General features: G+C 71.7%; 16 protein-coding genes. 10 read left to right on the top strand and 6 right to left on the bottom strand.

The annotated features are described in order from the left end of the window. The first annotated feature begins 101 nt into the window (after positions 1-101). Positions 102-707 (top strand): GNAT family N-acetyltransferase, encoded by a 606-nt coding sequence (locus tag FBY41_RS01960; RefSeq protein ID WP_141841743.1) that lies wholly within the window; start codon positions 102-104, stop codon positions 705-707. 177 nt (positions 708-884) lie between these two features. On the opposite strand, the gene FBY41_RS01955 is transcribed toward FBY41_RS01960, so the two are convergent. Next, positions 885-2,642 carry a helix-turn-helix domain-containing protein gene (locus FBY41_RS01955; RefSeq protein WP_260439505.1) on the bottom strand — a complete coding sequence of 586 codons (1,758 nt, stop codon included), beginning with the start codon at positions 2,640-2,642 and terminating at the stop codon, positions 885-887. A 178-nt stretch (positions 2,643-2,820) separates the two neighbouring features. Here FBY41_RS01955 and FBY41_RS01950 point away from each other — a divergent pair, with 178 nt between their 5' ends. Both FBY41_RS01950 and FBY41_RS01945 read left to right on the top strand, forming a co-directional pair. Beyond that, a complete protein-coding gene (locus tag FBY41_RS01950) occupies positions 2,821-3,702 on the top strand; it encodes an oxamate carbamoyltransferase subunit AllH family protein (RefSeq protein ID WP_141841741.1) in 882 nt (293 codons plus the stop codon). After that, positions 3,695-6,760, top strand: a complete 3,066-nt coding sequence (locus FBY41_RS01945) for a DUF1116 domain-containing protein (protein WP_141841740.1) — start codon at positions 3,695-3,697, stop codon at positions 6,758-6,760. The genes FBY41_RS01950 and FBY41_RS01945 overlap by 8 nt, the downstream gene beginning before the upstream one ends. Positions 6,761-7,005: 245 nt before the next feature. Here FBY41_RS01945 and FBY41_RS01940 read toward each other — a convergent pair whose 3' ends face one another. Continuing rightward, a complete protein-coding gene (locus tag FBY41_RS01940) occupies positions 7,006-8,022 on the bottom strand; it encodes a hypothetical protein (RefSeq protein WP_141841739.1) in 1,017 nt (338 codons plus the stop codon). A gap of 259 nt (positions 8,023-8,281) precedes the next feature. Between FBY41_RS01940 and FBY41_RS01935 the strand changes: the two genes are divergently transcribed. From FBY41_RS01935 to FBY41_RS01905, 7 genes are all read left to right on the top strand, one after another. Continuing rightward, a complete protein-coding gene (locus FBY41_RS01935; RefSeq protein ID WP_141841738.1) occupies positions 8,282-10,177 on the top strand; it encodes an ABC transporter ATP-binding protein in 1,896 nt (631 codons plus the stop codon). Then, positions 10,174-12,186: an ABC transporter ATP-binding protein gene (locus tag FBY41_RS01930; protein WP_141841737.1), complete on the top strand. Its 2,013-nt coding sequence runs from the start codon at positions 10,174-10,176 to the stop codon at positions 12,184-12,186. Before FBY41_RS01935 ends, FBY41_RS01930 begins: the two co-directional genes overlap by 4 nt. A gap of 54 nt (positions 12,187-12,240) precedes the next feature. Continuing rightward, positions 12,241-13,503: an NAD(P)/FAD-dependent oxidoreductase gene (locus tag FBY41_RS01925; RefSeq protein ID WP_141841736.1), complete on the top strand. Its 1,263-nt coding sequence runs from the start codon at positions 12,241-12,243 to the stop codon at positions 13,501-13,503. Between the two features lie 354 nt (positions 13,504-13,857). Then, positions 13,858-15,042, top strand: coding sequence for a glycosyltransferase family 4 protein (locus tag FBY41_RS01920; RefSeq protein ID WP_185748848.1), 1,185 nt, complete (start codon positions 13,858-13,860; stop codon positions 15,040-15,042). A 66-nt stretch (positions 15,043-15,108) separates the two neighbouring features. After that, positions 15,109-15,969: a bifunctional methylenetetrahydrofolate dehydrogenase/methenyltetrahydrofolate cyclohydrolase gene (locus tag FBY41_RS01915; protein ID WP_141841734.1), complete on the top strand. Its 861-nt coding sequence runs from the start codon at positions 15,109-15,111 to the stop codon at positions 15,967-15,969. Between the two features lie 9 nt (positions 15,970-15,978). After that, positions 15,979-16,293 carry a DUF3017 domain-containing protein gene (locus tag FBY41_RS01910; protein WP_141841733.1) on the top strand — a complete coding sequence of 105 codons (315 nt, stop codon included), beginning with the start codon at positions 15,979-15,981 and terminating at the stop codon, positions 16,291-16,293. Between the two features lie 17 nt (positions 16,294-16,310). Further along, positions 16,311-17,279, top strand: a complete 969-nt coding sequence (locus tag FBY41_RS01905; RefSeq protein WP_141841732.1) for a glycosyltransferase — start codon at positions 16,311-16,313, stop codon at positions 17,277-17,279. Between the two features lie 128 nt (positions 17,280-17,407). On the opposite strand, the gene FBY41_RS01900 is transcribed toward FBY41_RS01905, so the two are convergent. The 4 genes from FBY41_RS01900 to FBY41_RS01885 all read right to left on the bottom strand — a co-directional run bounded on the left by FBY41_RS01900 (position 17,408) and on the right by FBY41_RS01885 (position 21,897). Further along, a complete protein-coding gene (locus FBY41_RS01900; RefSeq protein WP_141841731.1) occupies positions 17,408-18,397 on the bottom strand; it encodes a malate dehydrogenase in 990 nt (329 codons plus the stop codon). Between the two features lie 143 nt (positions 18,398-18,540). Continuing rightward, entirely contained in the window at positions 18,541-19,353 is an 813-nt protein-coding gene (locus FBY41_RS01895) for a hypothetical protein (protein WP_141841730.1), read from the bottom strand. Next, complete coding sequence (locus FBY41_RS01890) at positions 19,350-20,000, bottom strand: SatD family protein (protein WP_260439504.1); 651 nt, start codon at positions 19,998-20,000, stop codon at positions 19,350-19,352. Before FBY41_RS01890 ends, FBY41_RS01895 begins: the two co-directional genes overlap by 4 nt. A gap of 46 nt (positions 20,001-20,046) precedes the next feature. Next, complete coding sequence (locus tag FBY41_RS01885; RefSeq protein ID WP_141841729.1) at positions 20,047-21,897, bottom strand: glycosyltransferase family 39 protein; 1,851 nt, start codon at positions 21,895-21,897, stop codon at positions 20,047-20,049.

The raw sequence follows: 21,897 nt of genomic DNA, 5'->3' as shown, positions 1-21,897 counted from the left end.
CCACTGCGGGATGGGCGAAAACTACTCCCGCAACCCGGGATCGCGTTCGTCAAAGGTTGATACACGCCGGGGCGAGTCTGCTGGCAGGTCATGATGTATCCGTGTCTTCTCCCCTGCGGCCCTACGAGCCTCGCGACCGAGGGGCGCTCTATGACATCTGCCTGCGCACCGGGGACTCCGGCGCCGACGCTACCGGGAGCTATGCCGAGCCGGCCCTGCTCGGCGAGGTCTACGTCGGCCCCTACCTCGCGTTCGAGCCGGGGCTCGCGCTGGTGCTCGACGACGGCATGGGGGCGGGGGGCTACACGCTCGGCGCCCTCGACACCCGGGCGTTCGAGGACCGCTGCGAGCGTGAGTGGTGGCCGCCGCTGCGTGAGCGCCACCCACTCGCCAGGCACACGCCGGGCTCGGCAGACGCCGGTGTCGTGGCGCTCATCCACCGGCCGGCACGTGCCCCCGACGTCGTGGTCGCCGACCACCCGTCACATCTGCACATCGACCTCCTGCCGCGGTGGCAGGGCGGCGGCTGGGGTCGGCGGCTCATCGAGGCCCTGCTCGAGCGCCTCGCCGCAGCCGGCTCGCCGGGCGTCCACCTCGGCGTGGGGGTGGGCAACCCGAGGGCGGTGGGCTTCTACCGCCACCTCGGCTTCACCGAGCTTCATGCCGTCGGCGACACCCTCTTCCTGGGTCGCTCGACACGCCCCTGACCCGACAGACCACCCCATCGAAAGAGCACTCCGTCGGCCCCCCGCCAATCGAAAGAGCACTCCGTCGGCTCCGCGCTGTGCTTGACGGTTTGCTCTCTCGATCGTGGGCTGCGTGACCGCGCGGATCCACTGAGGCGACGAACTGCTCTTTCGATTGCCGACGGAGTGCTCTGTCGATCAGAGGCCGCGCATGGCGTGGATCTTGAGCGCGAGCGCGAGGGTCAGCCGCAGCTCGGGGTCGGTCGAGAAGGGGCCGAGCATCTTCTCGAGCCTGCCGATGCGATAGCGCAGCGTGTTGTAGTGGAAGAAGAGCCGTCGTGCCGTCTCGGCGACGTTCATGTTCGTGTCGAGCAGGATGGCGAGCGTCTCGCGCAGCCCGGCATACTCCGGCGAGTCGTCGGTGGCGAGCTCACGCAGCGAGTCCTGGACGAAGCGGCGCAGGTCGGCGCCCTCCGGGATGAGCGCGAGCAGGCGGTAGATGCCGAGGCCATCGACGTGGGTCAGCGCCCCGTCGCCGTGCATCTGGCGCCCCACCGTGACCGCCGACAGTGCCTCGTCGTAGGCCTGGGGGAGGGCCTCGACCGACGTGATCGGCCGCGACACGCCGGCGGAGAAGCTCCGCCGACCGCCCCCACCGTCACCGCGCACGACGCGCACGAGCTCGGTCACCGAGCGCATGAGCCGCTCGGTGTCGGCGTCAGCGGGCACCCCGACGAGCGCGACGACCTCGCGGCTGAAGCCCATGACGGGCCCGCGCGGGTCGCGCACCGCCATCGCGTGGGTCCACGCCCTGGCGAAGCGCTGCTGGAGGAAGCGCACCTCCTCGGGGTCGCGGTTCGTCCGGTCGTCGTCCTCGTCGGTCTCGGCGACGACGACGACCATCGGTCGGTCGATGTCCCACCCGAGGGACGCCGCGTGCGCCGCTGCGTCGGCGGCTGACCCGGCCCGCCCGGCGAGGGCGTCGCGGAGGAACTCCGCCCGGTACTTGCTCTCGACAGCCGCGACGGCCTGGTCCTTGGTGATCGCGAGGGCCGCGACCGTGGCGGCCCGCTCGAGCAGGCGCACGTCGTCGGCGGTGAGGTCGCGGTGGCTGCAGAACGCCATGAGCACGCCGTGGTCGAGGTGACCTGCGACGATCCGCACGGCCGCCCGCCCCGACCCTCGCGTCGCGCCCGTGCGTTCGTCGCGGGCGAGGCCCATCGGCTCGCTCTCCGTGAGCAGCCGCCCGGTCCGGTCGAAGCAGTCGAGGCCCTCGGCGTGGCTGAGCTCCCGCGCCGACCCCGCCCGCGCGATGACCCGCCCGTCCGTGGTCGTCACCATCGCGGCCCCGTCGAGGAAGCCGACGACCTGCTCGCACAGCTCGTCGAGCGACCCGCCGGCGAGCACGATCTGCACGAGCGCGCGGTCGGCGTCCTCGAGGCGGCGCAGCATCGCCGTCTGGTGCTCGAGGATGGCGCTCAGCACCTCGGTCGTGAACGCGCCGATGTGACCCTCGGGCACCTCGATGAGGGGGAGTCCGCTGCGCTCCGCTGCTGCCGCGACCACGCGGTATGCCGTCCGGCCGAGTCCTGACGCCACGAGCCCCGCCGCGCCGGCCCGGTGCAGCGCCTCGACGACACCCGGGGCCTCGATGGCGTCGCCGTCGCCGCCCGAGATGGCGGTGAGCTCGGCCGCATCGGTCAGCACGAGGCAGTGCGCGAGCACGCCGACGGAGCCGTGGCTGCGCACCGAGTCCGTGGCCCGGTCAGCAGCCTGGCTCCGCGTGAGCGCCTGACGCAGGGGCAGCGTGCTGTCCACCGTGGCGTCGAGCCGCTGGGCGGAGGCCTGCACGGAGCCCTGTGCCGTGGCGGCGAGCCCCGCGATGAGGCGCAGCGAGATCCCCGAGACGTCGACCTCGGACCGCCACTCGCGACGCGTCGACGGCGCGGCTGGCAAGTCACCATCGCGGAGGCGCCCATCGTTGGCAACTTTCACCATGAGCGCACCCTACCCAGCGTGGATAGCGTCACGACACGCCACCCGACCGGGTGGAGGCTGGTCGCATGCCGGCGCACGGCCGCGACGGTTGACACGTCGGCAGAGGACGGTAGAAGGGCGGCGCACGATGGGTGGGGTGCACGGGAGCGAGCTGGTCGGCGCTGCGGTGTCGCCGCTCGTCGCGGGTGCCGTCGCCGGCGCCCCCACGGCCCGCCGCGTGCTCGGAGTCTTCGACACGTGTGTCTATGTCGAGCTCGGCGCCCACGACCGGGTGCTGGCCCTTCTCGCCGCCGACGCGCTGCACCTGCCCATCGGCCTGCGGCTCGCACGACCGTCGTCGGCGCTCCGCTGGGGGGTCGAGCCGGGCGATGACATCGTCGTCGGAGCCGGCCGCCTCGTGCTGCCGTCGCTCGAGGTCGTCGCGTCACGCCTCGCCCGACCGTCGCGCGTGCACGCCGCGCCGCGCGTGCCCACCGTGGCCGATGCCGAGCTCCTCCCGGACCCCGGAGTGCTCGGCGAGCTCACCTTCCACCTCACCGTGACAGCGCTAGCCGGGCGGCCGCTCGCCGACGCCGTGCTCGGTCTCGTCGGCGCCGGCCGCGGTCTCACCCCGAGCGGTGACGACGCGCTCTGCGGAGTGCTCCTCGCTCTCGCCTCGGTCGGGCACCCTGACGCCGCAAGGGCGCTCGCCGCGCTGCGTGCCCAGGTGCTGCCGGCGCTCGGTCGCACGACGAGCCTCTCGGCCGCGCTCGTCCTCGCGGCTGCATCGGGGTATGCCGTCCCCGACGTCGTGCGCCTCGTCACCCTCACCGTCCACCCGGGAGCCCACCAGACGGCAAGAGCCGACCTGACGGCAAGAGCCGACCGGACGGCATACGGCCCGGTGTTGGAGCGGGTGCTCGCCATCGGACACTCCTCCGGGCGAGACCTGCTCGCGGGCGTCTCCGGCGCGCTGCGCGCCCTTGCCGTGCTCGAACCCCACCCGACCACCCCACCCGAGGGAGCCCACCGTGCCTGACCACGTCGAGCGCCGCACCGGCAGCTACGTCGACTCCGTGAGCCTCATGCAGGTCTCGCGTGCCGCGGCGGGTGCGCCCGGAGTCGATGCGGCACAGGTGGCCATGGCGACCGAGCTCAATCTCGACGTCATCCGGGGCATGGGCTTCGACGTGCCCGAGGGATCGCCCAACGACCTGCTCGTCGCCGTCCGCGGCAGCGACGAGGGCATCGCGGCGGCCCTCGCCGTCGTCGCCGAGGAGCTGACCCGACGCAGAGGGGCGACCGGGGGGCTCGGGGCAGGCCTCGGCGCCGCGCCCGCCCCGCGCACGACGGCGGCGGCCATCACGGCCGTCGGGGCCGACCTCGCCCTCGTCTCGGTGCCCGGCGCGCACGCCGTCGCCGAGGCGCTCGACGCCATCACGGCCGGGGTCAGCGTCATGGTCTTCTCCGACAACGTCCCGGTCGAGGACGAGGTGGCCCTCAAGGACGCCGCCGCGCGCGCCGGCGTGCTCGTCATGGGCCCGGACTGCGGCACGGCGGTCGTCGGCGGTGTCGCGCTCGGCTTCGCGAACGTCGTGCAGCCCGGCTCCGTCGGCATCGTCGCGGCGTCGGGCACCGGCGCGCAGCAGGTCATGGCCCTGCTCGACGCCGCAGGCGTCGGCGTCAGCCACTGTCTCGGCGTCGGCGGCCGCGACCTCTCTTCCGCGGTGGGTGGCCGCTCGACGCGCCAGGCGCTGGGCGCGCTGGCCGCCGACCCGGTCACCGAGCGCATCGTCGTCGTCTCCAAGCCTCCGGCCCCCGAGGTGCTCGCCGAGCTCGAGTCGTATGCCGCGGGGCTCGGCAAGCCGGTCCAGTGGGCGACGCTCGGGGCGGGTCGCCCCGACCTCACCGCCGCAGTCGAGGCGCTGCTCGCAGCGGCGGGAACGGGTGTCGGCGCCGACGACGGTGCGGGCGACGGGCCGGGCGCGCAGCGCGTGTGGCCGGAGTGGGCGGGAGCCTCCAGCGACGAGATCGGCGAGGGGTCGCTGCGCGGGCTCTTCTGCGGCGGCACCCTGGCCGACGAGGCCATGCTCATCGCGGCGGAGTACCTCGGCGACGTCCGCTCCAACATCCCGCTGCGACCTAACCTCGCGCTCGGACCGGGTTTGCGCGACAGCGGGCACGTCGTCATCGACTTCGGCGACGACTCCATGACCCAGGGCCGTGCGCACCCGATGATCGACCCGTCACTGCGGCTCGAACGCATCGCCGTCGAGGCGGCCGACCCGACCTGCGGGGTTCTCCTGCTCGACCTCGTGCTCGGTCACGGTGCCCACCCCGACCCCGCCCCGGAGCTCGCCGCCGCCATCACGGCGGCGCGCGAGACGGCCGCGGCGGCGGGCCGTGACCTCCCCGTCGTCGTGTCGCTCACCGGCACGTCCGGTGACCCGCCGGGGCTCGAGCGCAGCGCTGAGACGCTCGCCGACGCCGGCGCCACCGTGCTGCTCTCCAACGCCGACGCCACCCGCCACGCGATCCACCTCCTCGGCAGGCGCACGTGGCCACTGGAGTCGGGGACGGGCGGGACGGCATACGGCAGCGGTGACGCGCGGACCGCGGTCGGCACGGACGCCGCACCCCGATCGCATCCTCAACCTCCACCCCAATCGAGAGAGCAGTTCGTCGGCGTCCAGACGTTGCTGTCGAGCGAGATCGTCGTCGCAACGGCGGGCGCGGGACTCTTCGCGGATTCGCTTCGCGCCCAAGCGGTCTCAGTGAGCGAGGTCGACTGGCAGCCGCCGATGCCCGGCACCGAGCGCGACCTCGCCGTCGTCCTCGCCGACGATCGGCGTGCCGCCGCCAACGCGGAGGCGCTGCGCCGCATGACCGCTGCCGGAGCCGACCTCGTCGACGTGCGGCCCGCTCGCGACGCGCTCGGCCTCGAGGTCGGGACCTTCCTGCACGCCGGCCCGCCGATCGAATTCGCCCGCGCCTCAGGGCCGCTCAAGGGTGCCCTCATGGGCGCCATGCTGCTCGAGGGGCTCGCCGACACGGCCGAGGAGGCGGAGGCGAAGCTCGAGAAGGGCGACGGCATCACCCTCGAGCCGTGCCACCACCGTGACGCGGTTGGCCCGATGGCCGGCGTCATCTCGCCGTCGATGTGGGTTTACGAGCTGCGCGACGAGGTGCACGACAACACGTCGTGGTGCTCGCTCAACGAGGGGCTGGGCAAGGTGCTGCGCTACGGCGCCTACGGGCCGGAGGTCATCGAGCGGCTGCGCTGGATGAACGCCGTGCTCGGCCCGATCCTCCAGCAGGCGGTGCGAGCCCGCGTCGACGCGTCCGGACCGGTCGACGTCAAGGCGATCATCGCGCAGATGCTCCAGATGGGCGACGAGGGCCACAACCGCAACCGGGCCGGCTCGCTCATGCTCCTGCGCGAGCTGCTGCCGACGATGATCACCGCTGACGCGAGCTCGACAGACATCGCTGAGGCTGTGCGCTTCTCGGGTGCCAACGAGCACTTCTTCCTCAACCTCGGTATGCCGGCCTGCAAGCTGAGCACGCTTGCAGCCCATGGCATTCCGGGATCCAGCGTCGTGACGACAATGGCGCGCAACGGAACCGACTTCGGCATCCGCGTCTCGGGCACGGGTGACGCGTGGTTCACGGGCCCTGCCAACACCCCCGAAGGGCTCTTCCTCGGGTCCTACGGCCCCGACGACGCCAACCCCGACATCGGCGACTCGGCGATCACCGAGACGGCCGGCATCGGCGGTTTCGCGATGGCGGCGGCGCCGGCGATCGTGAAGTTCGTCGGCGGCGACGTGCCCTTCGCGCTGCGGGCGACGCAGACGATGTATGCCATCACGGTCGGGGAGCACACGGCCCACCAGGTGCCGATCCTCGAGTTCCGCGGCACGCCGACCGGCATCGACGTCACCGCGGTCGTGCGCACCGGCATCCTGCCGCAGATCAACACCGGCATGGCCGGGCGCGTCGCAGGCACCGGTCAGGTCGGCGCGGGACTCGTCACGCCTCCGGCCGAGTGTTTCACCGCGGCCCTCGCGGCACTCGCGGAGGCCACGCACGGCTGAGGATCCCCCGTCCAGTCGAGTGCCCAGTTCCCGGCGTCGTGCGTCCTCGTCGAGTGCCCATTTCTCGACGGCCCAGGTCATATGCCGTGGGGCCGTCGACGGTCGAGTGCCCAGTTCTCGACGTCGTGGGTCGAGTGCCCATTCTCGGACGTGGTGCGTCCCCGTCGAGTGCCCATTTCTCGACGGCTCAGGTCGTACGCCGTGGGGCCGTCGACGGTCGAGTGCCCAGTTCTCGACGGACACCGTCACGCCCTACGCGCGCGCCAGAGCTCGTCGCGGGCGATCGCCGCATCGATCGCGTGGCGGGAGAAGAAGCGTGGATCCGTCCCGTGAAGTGTCAGCGCAGACTCCGGCACATGCAGCTCCTGGGCAAAGCGGCGGATGATCGCCCAACGCGCTGAGGCGGTGGCCATGTCGACGGCCCAGATCTCGATCACGATCCAGCCGTCGTCCTCGAGCCGTGTGCATCGGAAGTCGTCATGCGTCTGCTGCAAGTCTCCTGAATGGAACTCAGCACCCTGGTACTCGCCGATGAGCCGGACCTTCCGACCGTCTGGCAGGTCGATCTGCCAGACCAGGTCGCCGTAGCCCAGCAGGACCTCGGGATTCCACGATGCGAAGATCGCCTGGTTGGGCAGCGGCTCGGGAAGGCCCGCCCGGACGAACATGATTCGCGCGGTGGTCTCGCGCGGAGACCATGAGCCCACCCGGATGAGTTCCAGCGCCTCGGTGAGGAGAGCCTTGCCACGTGGACGCACTCGCCGGCTCAGTGCCGCCTTCAGAGGAGCGGTGCTACGCAGTGCGGTGGCGCAGGCATCGCCCACGACGATTGCGTCATCCAGGCCCAGGGGCTTGCCTCGGCCGACGAGCTCGCCCAAGTCGACCCACGTGTCAGCGAGGCCGACAACTCGGAGACCATGGACCGTTGTGACTGCTCGAGCATGGACGGCCCGATGCCCGACCACGTTGGCTCGGCGAAGGTGTGGTCTGTCGATTCGGTGGATGACGTGCAGCCGCTCGTCCGCTTCAAGCGCGTACGAGAGGGGAAGGCCCTGGAGCTGCGCGGACGTGGTGTGGGAGAAGGCCGCACCTACTGGCAGAACGCAGGCCAGGGCCTCCGCCCGCTCGATCAGGCTCGACGGCGCTGAGATGGATCGGACTCCGCGGAAGGGCCGATTCAAGGTCGCCGAATCGAGCTGTCGATCGGTCATGCCGAGCTCTCTGCCGTGAGCGACGCTGAACGGCGTGATGGGGAGATCCATACGGCGACACTGCCCGAGGACGTTCTCGTCATGTTCCAGGGCGAATCGACTTGTGGATCAACGCGACCTTCCGCACCGGGGTGTGGAAAACGTCGTCGGGAAGTGGGCACTCGACGGGGCGGTGGGTGTCGGGAAGTGGGCACTCGACGGGCGGGGGAGCGGGGCCGCAGCACGCGGCATACGGCATACGGCCGCTCACTCTGCCGAGGACAAAAAGGATTGGGGCGGTGTCGGTGGCCCGGCCTAGGGTGGATGGGCCATGCGAGACTTCCCGCCCGTCATCCGGGCCTACACCGAACGCGGCGCCGACGAGCCCGACACCCGCAGCCCCCTGAGGTTCCTCTGGTGGATGGTGCGGGCCAACGGCGTGCTCTTCTGGGTCGGCCTGCTCGTCGCCCTCATCTGGATGGTGCCGCAGACCGTCGGCCCCTGGATCGTCGGGCGCGCGATCGACACGGGCATCGTCGCCGGCGACTCGGCGAAGACCATGCAGTGGATCCTCCTCCTCGCCGTCGTCACCGTCTTCGGTGCGGCGAGCGGCATCGCCTTCCACACGGTCATCGTCCGCGAGTGGCTCATCGCCCTCTACGGCACGACGAAGCTCGTCACCCGCAAGGCACTGCAGCTCGGCCACGTGCTGACCCGCCGCACCCCGACGGGCGAGGTGCTCTCGGTGTCGGGCAGCGACGGCGACCAGTTCGGCGCGCTCATGGAGGTGACGACGCGCGCGCTCTCGCAGCTCGCCGCCTACCTCGTCGTCGCCGGCATCGTGCTCACGACGTCGGTGCGGATGGGCCTGCTCGTCCTCATCTCCGCGCCCCTGCTCGTCCTGCTCGGTGCACCCCTGCTGCGACCGATGCAGCGGTGGCAGGGCGTGGAGCGCGCCCGCAACTCCGAGCTCACCTCGATGGCGACCGACATCGTCGGTGGCCTCCGCATCCTGCGCGGCATCGGCGGTGAGCAGACCTTCGGTGGCAACTACGACACCCAGTCACAGCGCGTGCGCGAGTCCGGCGTCGCCGCCGGCCGCTGGCTCGCCGCGGTCGAGTCGGTGGGCGTGCTCCTCTCGGGCAGCTTCGTCGTCGCGCTCATGTGGCTCGGTACGCGTGAGGTGGCACAGGGTGAGCTGACCGTCGGCGAGCTCGTCAGCTTCCTCGGTTACGGCCTCTTCCTCATCCAGCCGATGCGCACCTTCGTCGAGTTCGCCCAGAAGTGGACCCGGTCGATCGTCTCCGCCCGCAAAGCCGTGGCCGTGCTCTCGCAGCGTCCGCCGTGGGTGCACCCCGCCGAGCCGGCGAGCCTGCCGTCGCACGCGCGCATCGTCGACGGCGCCTCGGGAGCGACGATCGAGCCGGGCCGGCTCACCATGGTCGTCTCGGCCGTCCCCGACGACTGCGCCGCGCTCGCCGACCGGCTCGGCCGCTACCTCCACAGCGAGGAGGGGGCGCTCGTCAGCGACGAGATCCCGGAGGACCTCAAGGGCGGGGCCGCCCGTCGTGAGCGCTCGGCCCGGGCCCGTGCGCGCGAGGAGCAGGCTCGCCGCGACGACGAGCGGGCCCGTCAGCCCTGGGGCGTCACCGTGGGCGGTGTCGACCTCGCGAGCGTCGAGCTCGACGAGGTGCGGGCGGCGATCCTCGTCAGCGACACCTCGCCCCAGATCTTCGCCGGCACGCTGCGTGACGCCGTCGACCCACTCCACCGGCTGAGCCGCGAGCACGCCGAGCGTGCGCTGCACACCGCCGCCGCCGAGGACGTCTTCGACGCCCTCCCCGGAGGGTGGCAGGGCGAGCTCGAGGAGCGCGGTCGCGGTCTCTCCGGTGGCCAGCGCCAGCGGCTCGTCCTCATGCGCGCGCTCGCCGCCGACCCTGAGGTGCTCGTGCTCGTCGAGCCGACGTCGGCCGTCGACGCCCACACCGAGGCCCGCATCGCCGAGCGCCTCGGTGCCCACCGCGCGGGCCGCACGACCGTGGTCATGACCGCCTCACCCCTGCTGCTGCACCACGCCGACGAGGTCATCCTCCTCGAGGACGGCGTGGCCACCACGCGCGGTCGGCACGCCGACCTGCTCGCGAGCTCGGCGGCATACCGCTCGGTCGTCGTGCGCGGCACCGAGGGCACGCCCACGCTCGCGCCCGTCAGGGAGGAGGCGCGATGAGCCACCCCGACAGCACGCTCCAGGGCGTCGACTCGTCGCCGTATGCCGCCGGCGACCTCAGCCCGTTGCTCTCCCCAGTCGTCGCGGCTGAGTCCGCTGCGACGTGGGATGCCGGGCCGGAGGTGCCCGCGGTGCCCGACGAGCTGCGCCCGCCCGCTGCCGCGTCCGTGCGCGAGCGGGTGGCCGCGCTGCACCGGCGACACCTGCTGCGTGAGCGGCGGGCGCAGGAGTTCGTCGCGGACACGATGAACGCCCGCACGGGCCTGCCCATCGCCGACAACCACCAGGTGGTCCGATTCATCGGCCGGTTGCTCGGCGACCACCGCCTGCTCGTCGTCGTGGTCGTGCTCGCCAACGCGCTCGCGGCCACCGCCGGGCTCCTCGTGCCGCGCCTGCTCGGAAACCTCGTGGACTCGACGGTCGCCGACGTCGAGGCGGGGCGCGTCGACGCGGCCCTCGCGGGGGCCAACACCGCAGCACTCGTGGTCGCCGGCCTCGTCGTCGTGCAGAGCCTCTTCACCTTCGCCGCCAAGATCAGCTCGACGGTGCTCGGCCAGAACGTCCTCGCCGCCGCCCGTGAGTTCATCGTCCGGGCGATCCTGCGCCTGCCGCTGTCGCGGGTCGAGAGCGCGAGCTCGGGCGACCTCGTCACCCGCGTGACCCGCGACGTCGGCACGATGAGCGAGAGCGTGCGCTGGGCGCTGCCCGAGTCGATCGTCGCGAGCATCACCGTCGCGCTCACGCTCGTCGCGATGGTGAGCAACTCGCTCGTCCTGTCGCTGCCCTCGATCGTGCTCATGACGCTCGCGCTCTTCCAGGTGAGGCGCTATCTCAAGCGGGCTCCAAAGGGCTACCTCACAGAGGGCGGCACCTACTCGCGCATCAACACGACGCTCACCGAGACCGTCGAGGGCGCCCGCACCGTCGAGGCGCTCGGCCTCGGCGAGCAGCGGTTGCGTCGCGGTGACGACGACATCGAGGTCTCCGGCCAGGCGGAGAGATACACGATGACGCTGCGCAACCTGCTCTTCGTCGTCATGGACATCGCCTTCAGCATGCCGCGCGTGCTCGTGCTCCTTTTCGGTGCCATCGGCTACGCGCAGGGGTGGGCAACCCTCGGACAGCTGACCACTGCGATCCTCTACGCCGAGGCGCTGTGGGGGCCGTTCGACATGCTCGTGCACACCGTCGACCGCGTGCAGGTGGGCATCGCCTCGACGACGCGACTTCTCGGCATCGCCACGGTGCCGCCCGACCGCGAGGCCGGGCCGGACCGGCCGGTGGGGCGCGACCTCGTCGGCCACGACCTGCGCTATGCCTACCGAGCCGGTCACGACGTGCTCCACGGCATCGACCTCGACCTGCGCACGGGCGAGCGGCTCGCCATCGTCGGGCCGAGCGGGTCGGGCAAGTCGACCCTCGGCCGCCTCCTGTCGGGCATCCACGGCCCGCGCACGGGGTCGGTCACCGTGGGCGGTGTGGAGCTCACCGCCCTGCCGCTCGACGTGCTGCGCACCGAGGTCGCGCTCGTCACGCAGGAGCACCACGTCTTCATCGGGTCGGTGCGCGACAACGTCGTGCTCGCCCGTGAGGGGTCGAGCGACGAGCAGGTGCGTGCGGCCCTCGGTGCCGTCGACGCGCTCGAGTGGGTCGACCGGCTGCCCGAGGGCATCGACACGCGCATCGGCTCGGGTCAGCAGGTGCTGACGCCCGGCCGGGCGCAGCAGATCGCGCTCGCCCGGCTCATCCTCGCCGACCCGCACACGATCGTCCTCGACGAGGCGACCTCGCTCATCGACCCGCGCACCGCCCGTCACCTCGAGGGCTCGATGAACGCGCTGCTCACCGGCCGCACCGTCGTGGCCATCGCCCACCGGCTCCACACGGCGCACGACGCCGACCGCATCGCCGTCGTCATCGACGGACGGGTCGCCGAGCTGGGCAGCCACGACGAGCTCGTCGCACGAGAAGGGGAGTACGCCGCGCTCTGGCGCGCCTGGACCTCCTAGCCCGCCCTTCCCCCGGCCTCGACGGACCGCCCCGGGCGTGTGAAAGTTGAGGCCATGAGCAGCGCGGCGAACAGTGCAACGGACCGGTCGGCATACGTCATCGTCGGTGGGGGCCTCACGGCAGCGCGGGCGGTCGAGGGCATCCGCGAGCACGACGCGAAGGGCAGCATCGTCGTCGTCACCGAGGAGGACCGGCTGCCCTATGAGCGGCCGCCGCTGTCCAAGGGGGTGCTCAAGGGGGACGACGAGGTCGACAGCGTTTTCACCCACCCGGAGGCGTGGTACGCCGACCAAGACGTCGAGCTGCGGCTCGGCGACCCGGCCACCTCGCTCGACGCTGACGAGCACGTCGTCACGCTGCGCAGCGGCGAATCCCTCTCGTACGAAAAGCTCCTGCTCGCCACCGGCTCGTCGGCGCGGGCGCTAGACGCCCCCGGCGCTGACCTCGACGGGGTGCTCTACCTTCGCGAGCTGCAGGAGTCGATGGCGCTCAAGGAGGCCTTCGCCGACGGCGCTCGGGTGGTGATCGTCGGGGCTGGCTGGATCGGCCTCGAGGTGGCCGCAGCCGCCGCCGATGCGGGCTGCAGTGTCACGGTCGTCGAGCCTCAGGCCGCGCCGCTGCTCGGTGTGATGGGGGAGCAGGTCGGCGGCTGGTTCGCCGACCTCCACCGCTCGCACGGCGTGACCTTCCGCTTCGGTGAGGGGGTGTCGCGCATCGAGGGCACCGAGCGCGCCGACGCGGTCGTGACGACGACGGGCGAGCGGCTCCCGACCGACGTGGTCGTCGTCGGGGTCGGCATCACGCCCAACACCGGGCTCGCGCAGGGTGCCGGACTCGAGGTCGACAACGGCATCGTCACCGACGCCCGGCTGCGCACCTCGGCCGACGGCGTGTGGGCCGCTGGTGACGTCGCGAACTGGGAGAGCACGACCCTCGGCACCCACGTGCGGGTCGAGCACTGGGCCAACGCCAACGACGGTGGCCTCGCGGCGGGCCGATCGATGGCAGGCGCCGACGTGACCTACGACCCCGTCCCGTTCTTCTTCTCCGACCAGTACGACGTGGGGCTGGAGTATGCCGGCCACGTCCCCCGCGGGTCGGGTGCGGAGGTCGTGCTGCGCGGCGAGCCGTCGAGCAACGAGTTCATGGCCTTCTGGGTCGTGCCCGAGGGCGACGGCGTGAGAGTGCTGGCCGGCATGCACGTCAACGTGTGGGACACCATCGACGCCGTCCAGCAGCTCGTCCGCGACAGGACGGTCGTGGGCCGTGACCGCCTTGCGGACCCCGCGGTGGCGTTGGACCAGCTGACCAGCTGACCGGCTGAGGGGCCGCGTCTGCCGAGATGCGGGCACGCGGCCTCCCTGCCACGTGCCCGCCCCGAGTCGGTGCGGTTCTTCCTTCGATCAAGGTGGCCCCCCGAGCCGGCCGTAGGGATTCCGCCGGGACAAACACAGTCTGTGTCCCCGAAGCCCGAGCGAGCACGCCGCCGTCATGCGCCGGCTCAAGGTCTCTTCGGCGTCCCGGTGTTCCGGCTCACGACACGAGTTGCCTCCGAATCATCGTTCTTCGGGACAGCGCCTCGGCCCTCTCCTATCCTCGACAACGTGGCCCACGGCCCGCTGAGTCTCTTGCCCGGTAAGCGAAAGAGGACCATGGAGGCTGTCGAGCGCGTGTCTGAGATCGTGAGCAACACGGTGCCCTTGGTGAGTCCGATCGCGCAGGTTGCCTATGTCTTCTCGGAGTACTCGCACCACACCGGAAATGCGATGTCCACCAAGATCAATGCCCAGGCTCGCGCCCATGAGGCAATGGGTGGCCGCACGTACGTCGTGGTGAGCGATCGTCGCACCCATGACTACGCGGAAGGAACGCTCGTCTCCTACAGCTCGGCCCGCTCGACGAAGCGAGAGTGGCTGACCGACACCGAGCGCGCGATCGACGTGGTCTGCGGACGGGCCCTGGGCCGGCGACCGTGCGTCGCGCGGTTCCACCGCGAGGCGCTGGCTGCCGTGCCGGCCGATGCAGAGGCGCTGGTCCTCTACAACTATGCCGGTGCCATCACCCGGCGCCTGACGCGGAGCTTCGACGGCAGGATCGTGCTCCACCTCGGCAACGAGGTCTTCCGCACCTGGAGACCGCGAGAGATCCGGCGGGTCATCGAGCGCACCCATGCCACGGTAGCGGTGAGCGACTACCTCGCCGACACGGTCGCGCAGCGTCTCGGATCGCGTCCCGACAACCTCCACGTCCTGCACAACGGTGTCGACACCGAGCACTTCCGGCCCGCCAACAGGCCTGCAGGCGAGCCCTGCACCATTCTCTTCGTCGGAAACGTGGTGCCCCACAAGGGTGCTCATCACCTCGTCGCTGCCGCTCACGAGATCGCCAGACGCACCAAGGACTTCCGAGTGCACATCGTGGGCTCGGCCGGGCTTAGACCTTCCTGCGGGCTGTCGGCCTACGAGGTCGAGCTGAGGCGCGCGGCGGCGCCGCTCGGAGACCTCGTCCGCTTCACGCCGTTCGTCGACCGGCACTCCCTCCCGGCCGTCTATGCCGGCGCCGACCTCTTCTGCATGCCGGTCGAGTGGGAGGAGCCGGCCGGGCAGGTCGTCACGGAGGCGATGGCCTCGGGACTGCCCGTGGTCGCGGCCCGGAGCGGCGGCATACCGGAGTACCTCGGGCCCGAGGGTGTCTATGTCGACCCCCACGACACCGCGGCGCTCGCTGATGCGCTGCACGCGCTCGTGGTGGATCCTGCGGAACGGCAGCGCCGGGGGCAGGCCCTCCGCGCCCGAGCCGAGTCCTTCACCTGGGAGCGCAACGTCCAGACGCTGATGCGTCTGCTCGCCGGCTGACCGCTGCCGGCGACCAGAGGTGGGAGTCGGTGCAGCCGCGCGGGAGGGGATGGCAGGATGTCACCCGTGACGGCACGCATCCTCGACGGCTCGGCCACCCTCAAGTCGATCAAGCACGAGCTCGCCGAGCGGGTCGCCCGCCTCGCCGAGCGTGGCGTCGTGCCCGGGCTCGGCACCGTCCTGGTGGGTGACGACCCGGGGAGCCACTGGTACGTCAACGCCAAGCACAAGGACTGTGCGGAGATCGGGATCACGAGCATCCGTCGTGACCTCCCGGCGACCGCGACCCAGGCCGAGGTCGAGGCCGTCATCGACGAGCTCAACGCCGATCCGGCCTGCACGGGCTTCCTCGTGCAGCAGCCCACCGGCCTCGACGAGATGGCCCTGCTGTCGCGCGTCGACCCCGAGAAGGACGTCGACGGCCTCCACCCGATGAACCTCGGCTGGCTGGCGCTCGGCAAGCCCGCGCCGCTTCCCTGCACCCCGATGGGCTGTGTCGAGCTGCTGCGCCGCTTCGACGTGCCGATCGCGGGGGCCAAGGTCGTCGTCATCGGCCGTGGCCTCACCGTCGGGCGGCCCCTCGGCCTCATCCTCACGCGCAAGAGCGAGAACGCCACCGTGACGCTGTGCCACACCGGCACCCGTGACCTCGCTGCTGAGGTGATCCAGGCCGACATCGTCATCGCCGCCGCCGGCGTGCCGGGCATCGTCACGCGTGAGATGGTCAAGCCCGGCGCCGCCGTGCTCGATGTCGGGGTGAGTCGCGTCGACGGCAAGATCGCCGGCGACGTCGCCCCGGACGTCGCGGAGGTCGCCGGCTGGGTCAGCCCGAACCCGGGCGGGGTCGGCCCGATGACGCGGGCACTGCTGCTGACCAACATCGTCGAGGCTGCCGAGGCACACGTCGACCACACCGGGCAGGGCTGAGCGCCGCCGATGCAGTGGCGCGGCAGCGGCTTCGTCGTCCTCTCGTGGTGGTGGCTCATCGCCGCCATCGTCGGGGCCGGCGTGCTCGTCATCGCCTTCGCCGACCTGCGCTGGGGCGGCCGCATCATGGCGGCTGGCTTCCTGCTCGGCGCCGTCATCCGGCTCGTGGCCCGTCCCGCCCGCAAGGCGGGCGGCCTCAACGTGCGCTCGCGCACCCTCGACGTCATCATCCTCGTGGCCTTCGGTGTCGGCCTGCTCATCGCGTCGGCGACGGTCAACCTCAACGACCCCGTGACGCGGTCGTCGGTGTCGGTCACCCGCTGACGGCACGACGGCACACCATGGCGAGCTCGGCACACCCGGCACGGCTCGCGTCCGCTCCGTTCGACCACTACCTGCTGACGCGCTTCAGCGCGGCCTTCACCGCAGGCGAGCCGGCTCAGGAGGAGTGGCTGCGCTATCGGCTGGGCTTCTTCGTCGATGCCTGCTGGTCGTCGGTGCTCGGGCAGCGGGGTGCGTCCGACGTCACCTGGCTCGTGCTCTTCGACGACCGGTGCCCAGACGACTTCCGAGCCGACGTCGAGTCGCTCGCAGCCGGGGTCTTCACGCCCATCTGGACGCACGAGCCGTGGTCTCCGTCGATCTTCGCCCGAGCCATCGAGGCACGACGCGACGGCGCGGGGGGCGGCGAGGGTGCGATCTCACCGTGGCTCCTGACCACCCGCCTCGACAGCGATGACGGCATCGCCCGCGACTTCCTGGCGGCGGTGCAGCGGGAGTTCACCCCCACCGACGGCCTCTTCATCGACTTCCCCCGGGGCATCCAGATCGACCGCAGCGGCAACACCTACCTCTACGACCAGCTCTCGAGCCCGTTCCTCACGCTCGTCGAGCGACGCCACGCCGGGCGTCCGCCGCAGACGGTGTATGCCGCCCGGCACGCCCGCGCGAGCGCGTGGGGCCCGGTGCGTGAGGTGAGTGCGCCACCGATGTGGGTTCAGGTCATCCACGGCAGCAACCTGCTCAACATGACGGTGGGGGCGCGCGTCTCGCCGCGGGTGGTCAACGAGCGGTTCGAGCTCGCTCTGGTCTATGAGCGGGAGGTGTCGCTGCCGAAACTGATGCGCCAGAAGCTTGTTCATCGCCTGCGGCTGATGGGCGTGTGGTGGCGCCACCCGGGCGAGGCCACGAAGTGGGCGGAGGCGAAGTTCTGGCGGCTGCGCGGCACGCACGTGCGACCGCGAGGCAGCGGCCTCAACCTCACCGAGTCATTGAAGGCCCAGCTGGCCCGCCGCGGCTGGCGCCGCTGAGGCCCAGCTGGCCCGCCGCGGCTGGCGCCGCTGACGGAGCGCGTGGACGCGCACGGCATACCGGCGCGGCGGGGACGACGAAGGGCGCCGACCTGGTGGCCGGCGCCCTTCGTCGTGTCGCGTCTGGCTCAGATGAGGCCGAGAGCCTTGACGGCGTCGCGCTCCTCGACGAGCTCGGCGACCGAGGCGTCGATCTTGGCGCGCGAGAAGTCGTTGATGTCGAGCCCCTGGACGATCTCCCACTGGCCGTTGCTCACGGTGACGGGGAAGGAGGAGATGATGCCCTCCTGCACGCCGTAGGAACCGTCGGAGCGGACCGCCATCGACACCCAGTCACCGTCGGGCGTGCCCTGGACCCAGGTGCGCACGTGGTCGATCGTCGCCGACGCCGCGGAGGCCGCCGAGCTCGCGCCACGGGCCTCGATGATGGCTGCGCCGCGCTTGGCGACGGTGGGGATGAAGGTGCCGGCCAGCCAGTCCTGGTCGCCTACGGCCTCGGCGGCGTTCTTGCCGGAGACCTCGGCGTGGAAGAGGTCGGGATACTGCGTGGCCGAGTGGTTGCCCCAGATGGTCATCTTCTTGATCTCGCTGACCGGGACGCTGAGCTTGGCCGCGAGCTGGCTGATCGCGCGGTTGTGGTCGAGGCGGGTCAGGGCGGAGAAGCGCTCGGTGGGGATGTCGGGCGCGTTGCTCATGGCGATGAGGGCGTTGGTGTTGGCCGGGTTGCCGGTCACCGTGACGCGGATGTCGTCGGCCGCGACCTCGTTCAGGGCCTTGCCCTGCGGGGCGAAGATGCCGCCGTTGGCCTCGAGCAGGTCGCCGCGCTCCATGCCGGGACCGCGCGGACGCGCGCCGACGAGGAGGGCGAGGTTGACGCCGTCGAAGACCGTGGTCGCGTCGTCGCCGATCTCGACCTTCGCGAGAGTGGGGAACGCGCAGTCGTCCAGCTCCATGACGACGCCCTCGAGGGCCTTGAGAGCGGGCGTGATCTCGAGCAGGCGCAGCTCGACCGGGGTGTCGGGCCCGAGCAGGGCCCCGCTCGCGATGCGGAAGAGGAGGCTGTAGCCGATCTGGCCGGCGGCGCCGGTGACGGCGACCTTGACGGGGGTTGTGCTCACGGGAAAGACCCTTCACGTCGGTGTGTCGCTGGACGCTCCGACGCTACCAGTGCCCGCGGGGCGCACCGTCCGGGGGAGCGGAGGCGGAGGTGCGGCATTGCTCACGCCGGTCCGAGGGCGACGAACTGCTCTTTCGATCGGGGTCAGGCGGCGAGGGCGAGGGAGGCGAGGGCGATGAGCCAGCTGACGAAGCTGCCGACGAGGAAGTACTCGGTGACGTCGTCGATGCCGGCCGGTCCGCCGGTGTAGCCGCCCGCCGCGTTGTTGCGGGCGGCGGCCTGGATCTCGGGGAAGCGGAGCAGCCCCTTGGCCGCGATGACGATGCCGGCTGCCCCGAACTCGCCGACGAGGCCGAGGCCGAGGATGACGAGGCGCTCCATCGGCCCGAGCAGCCGGCCACCCTTGAGGCGGTCGGCAGGCTGGCCGGGCGGTGCGGGGGAGGCCGGCGACAGCCCGGCAGGCGATGCCGCGGCCGCGACCATGTCGGGGCGAAGCGCGCCGATGGCGAGCAGGACGAGGCGCACGATGACGTTGGCGGTGGCGATGTTGAAGGCGACGAGGCCGGCGAGCACGAGCAGCCGCGCAGGGCTGGGCGTCGTCGTGCCGGGCAGGTCGGCCCACGAGAGCCAGCTCGCGACCGGGCCGCCCGGGGTGCTCGCCGCCCCCGAGAAGCCGATGAGACCCGCGACGAGCACGGCGAACGTGCCGAGGGCGGCGAGCGCTCCGTGGCCGGTGCGCTGGGTGCGCCGCGACAGCTCCATCCACGCGGCCGCCACCCCGAGCGCCAGCATCAGGGCGATCACGTCGGGCCACGCGTCGACGTCGGTGAGCACCGCGACGACCGCGACGACGACGGGGGTCGTGATGTGGGCGACGAGGCGCGCCCGTGACCACGACGACGAGCGCACGAGGTCGCCGACCCCGAGACCGATGAGCACGATCGACAGCCAGGTCACGGCAGACCCCACAGCCGCTGCGCCGCCTCGAGTGCCACGCCGATGCCGTCGCGCCGCACCCGCTGCGACACCGCGGACGCGCTGAGGCCGAGCCGCTCGGCCAGCTGGTGCTGGGTGTGCCCGCTCATCAGTCCTCCGAAGATCTCGCGTGAGGTGCTCGACATCGACCCAACCATGAAGTCCAGACAGTCGAGCGCCGACTGCACGGCCGCAACCGTCGCGGGCGCGTCCTCCGGGCCGACGTATGCCGTCCGCGACGTGCGCGTCTGCGCCTTGCGGGCGCGCTCCTCCACCATGACGATCGCGTCTCGGGCCGCCCAGTAGGCCGGGCCGTCGTGGATGCCGCGCACCGGGTCGAGGGTCGTGACCGTTCCGCGGCCGAGCCCGAAGCGCACGTCGGTCCGAGGGTGCAGGACCGCCCGCACGACGAAGCTCGCGTGCAGGGCCTGCCCGAGCGAGGCATAGACGCCCTGGAACTCGTCGCCTACCGTGATGACGAGTGGGTCCTCGCTGACCACGGCGCGGTTTGCCTCGTCGATCGCGCTCGACAGCTCGTCGTGCAGCGCCTGACGGTCGGTCCGCGTCCGCGATCGGACGACGTCTCCGATGAGCGCCACGGGTGAAGCATCGTGCTTCAGAAGGTCCATCTACAGATCATACCTTCATTGGGCCGATCTGAAGATCCTTGCTTCATCAGCGCGGGCAGTGCACGTCGGTGCGGCGAAGGCCCAGCTCGAACGACGGGCCGAGCGGGGCCCACACCTGCTCAGTCGCGAGCACGCCACCCTGGCCGGGCACCGCCAGGTCGGGCTCGCCCTCGGCGGTGCCCTGCGGCAGGTGGGTCACGAGGGCACAGACGCGCGGTTCGGTGAACAGCCCGGTCACCCACCAGGAGTCCGCGGAGAGGGTCGTCGGCTGCATGACGATCGGGGCGGGTTGGTGCAACCCGAACCACTCCAGGCCGGCATCGACGGTGTCGGCCTCGAAGCCCGCGGCGACTGCTCGCTCGCCCAGACGCCACTTGGCCCCGTCGAAGGCGGCCGCCCCAGCGACGAACGCGGTGCCGATGACAGCGAGGACGACCAGGCACGCGGCACCCACGGCGCCGGCCCACCGGGAGCCACGCCGCTCCGCCGCCGGCCCGGCCTCGTCGAGCGCCCCGGCCCCGTCCGCCGCCCCGGCCCCGTCCGCCGCCCCGGCCCCATCCAGCGCCGCCCCGGACTCCGCAGCCGTCCCCACAGGAGCGTGCCGCCGGACCGTCCAGAGGATCGCGGCTGCGGCATACGGCGTCATCGGCATGAGATAGCGGTCGAAGACCCGGTTGTGGAGGACGAAGCCGATGGTGATCACCCCGACCACGACAGTCACCGAGAACACCAACGCAAGCACGAGTCCCGGCTCAGCGGCGCGAAGTCGCCGGATCAGGTCCGGCGGGCCGTGGCTGTCGCGCAGCGTGCTCAGCGATGCCCAGGTCACGGTGACGACGATGGTCGTGCTGAGCAGTGCGATCGCGACGATGAGTGCCCAGATCGGCGTGGCCACCACCTCGGGGATGGGGCCGCCGACCGTCTCCGGGTAGGAGCCGGAGCTCGCCACCAGGTTGCCGAGCAGCACTGAGCCGTCAGTCGCCACGACGCCGAGGGCGAGCCCGACGAACGTCACGGCGGCACACGCCCGGTGACGGAGCACGATCGCCCCCCGCGTGCGCACGAGCACCAGAACCACAGCAGGCGAGAGGAGCAGCCCGATCGTGTAGAGGGTGCGGACCAACGACTTGAACTCACCGGGTCCTGGGACCTGCAGCGGGCGCGACGGTGCGCCGACCACGAGCCCTGCTCGCCAGCTGAGAAGCAACACTGCCGCGCCGAGCCAGATGAGTCCCGCCACACACAGTCCGACTGCCGTGCGCCGTCCGACGCTCCGAAGGGTGGCGGCCACGAAGACGGCGACCAGGGCGGCAGCGGCGTACTCCCGGACGGTGAACGCAGCGAAGCACAGAGCCAGTGACGTCGTGAACCAGCCCCACCGTATGCGCGGTCCACGGAGCGCCGTACTCGCCGCTCCGAGCGCCAGCGCCTGCGCCGTGAAGGCAGGAGCATCCGACATGAAGGACGTCGAGACCGTGCCCCACATCGGTCCGAGGGCAAGGGTCAGGACCGCGACCGCCGCCGCTCCGAGATCGAGCCACGGTCGCACGAACACCCACACCGCCCACAGACCCAGCGCGCCGAGGAGCGCCACCATGATCTGGAGGGGCGCCATGGCGGCACCGAAGACCGACATCACGGGTGTGGCAAACGCGATCAAGCCGACCAGCATGGTGCTCGTATACGGATCCGGAGCGAAACCACCGGAGAGGTGCGAGGCAAAGGCCACCCGGTAGTACGTCCAGTCGTCGTTGCGCGCCACCCCGAGAGCGCCGAACCACGCCGCGATCACCAGGTGCAGACCGGCCAGCGCGAGGCAGGCGACCGCCGCGAGCCACACCTCGCGGCGTCCCAACCGCTCGACGGTCGGAGCGTCGTCGACGATCGTGGCCGTCAT

Origin of the sequence: Humibacillus xanthopallidus (assembly GCF_006716675.1) — a bacterium.
In the GTDB taxonomy this organism is placed as follows: domain Bacteria; phylum Actinomycetota; class Actinomycetes; order Actinomycetales; family Dermatophilaceae; genus Humibacillus; species Humibacillus xanthopallidus_B.
This window is presented reverse-complemented; position numbering and strand designations above follow the sequence as displayed.

Excerpts from the sequence above, each read along its gene's own strand:
- FBY41_RS01890 (WP_260439504.1), bottom strand. The coding sequence starts at position 20,000 with ATGGACCTTCTGAAGCACGATGCTTCACCCGTGGCGCTCATCGGAGAC.
- FBY41_RS01905 (WP_141841732.1), top strand. The coding sequence starts at position 16,311 with ATGGCGAGCTCGGCACACCCGGCACGGCTCGCGTCCGCTCCGTTCGAC.
- FBY41_RS01885 (WP_141841729.1), bottom strand. The coding sequence starts at position 21,897 with ATGACGGCCACGATCGTCGACGACGCTCCGACCGTCGAGCGGTTGGGA.
- FBY41_RS01930 (WP_141841737.1), top strand. The coding sequence starts at position 10,174 with ATGAGCCACCCCGACAGCACGCTCCAGGGCGTCGACTCGTCGCCGTAT.
- FBY41_RS01935 (WP_141841738.1), top strand. The coding sequence starts at position 8,282 with ATGCGAGACTTCCCGCCCGTCATCCGGGCCTACACCGAACGCGGCGCC.
- FBY41_RS01925 (WP_141841736.1), top strand. The coding sequence starts at position 12,241 with ATGAGCAGCGCGGCGAACAGTGCAACGGACCGGTCGGCATACGTCATC.
- FBY41_RS01910 (WP_141841733.1), top strand. The coding sequence starts at position 15,979 with ATGCAGTGGCGCGGCAGCGGCTTCGTCGTCCTCTCGTGGTGGTGGCTC.
- FBY41_RS01940 (WP_141841739.1), bottom strand. The coding sequence starts at position 8,022 with ATGGATCTCCCCATCACGCCGTTCAGCGTCGCTCACGGCAGAGAGCTC.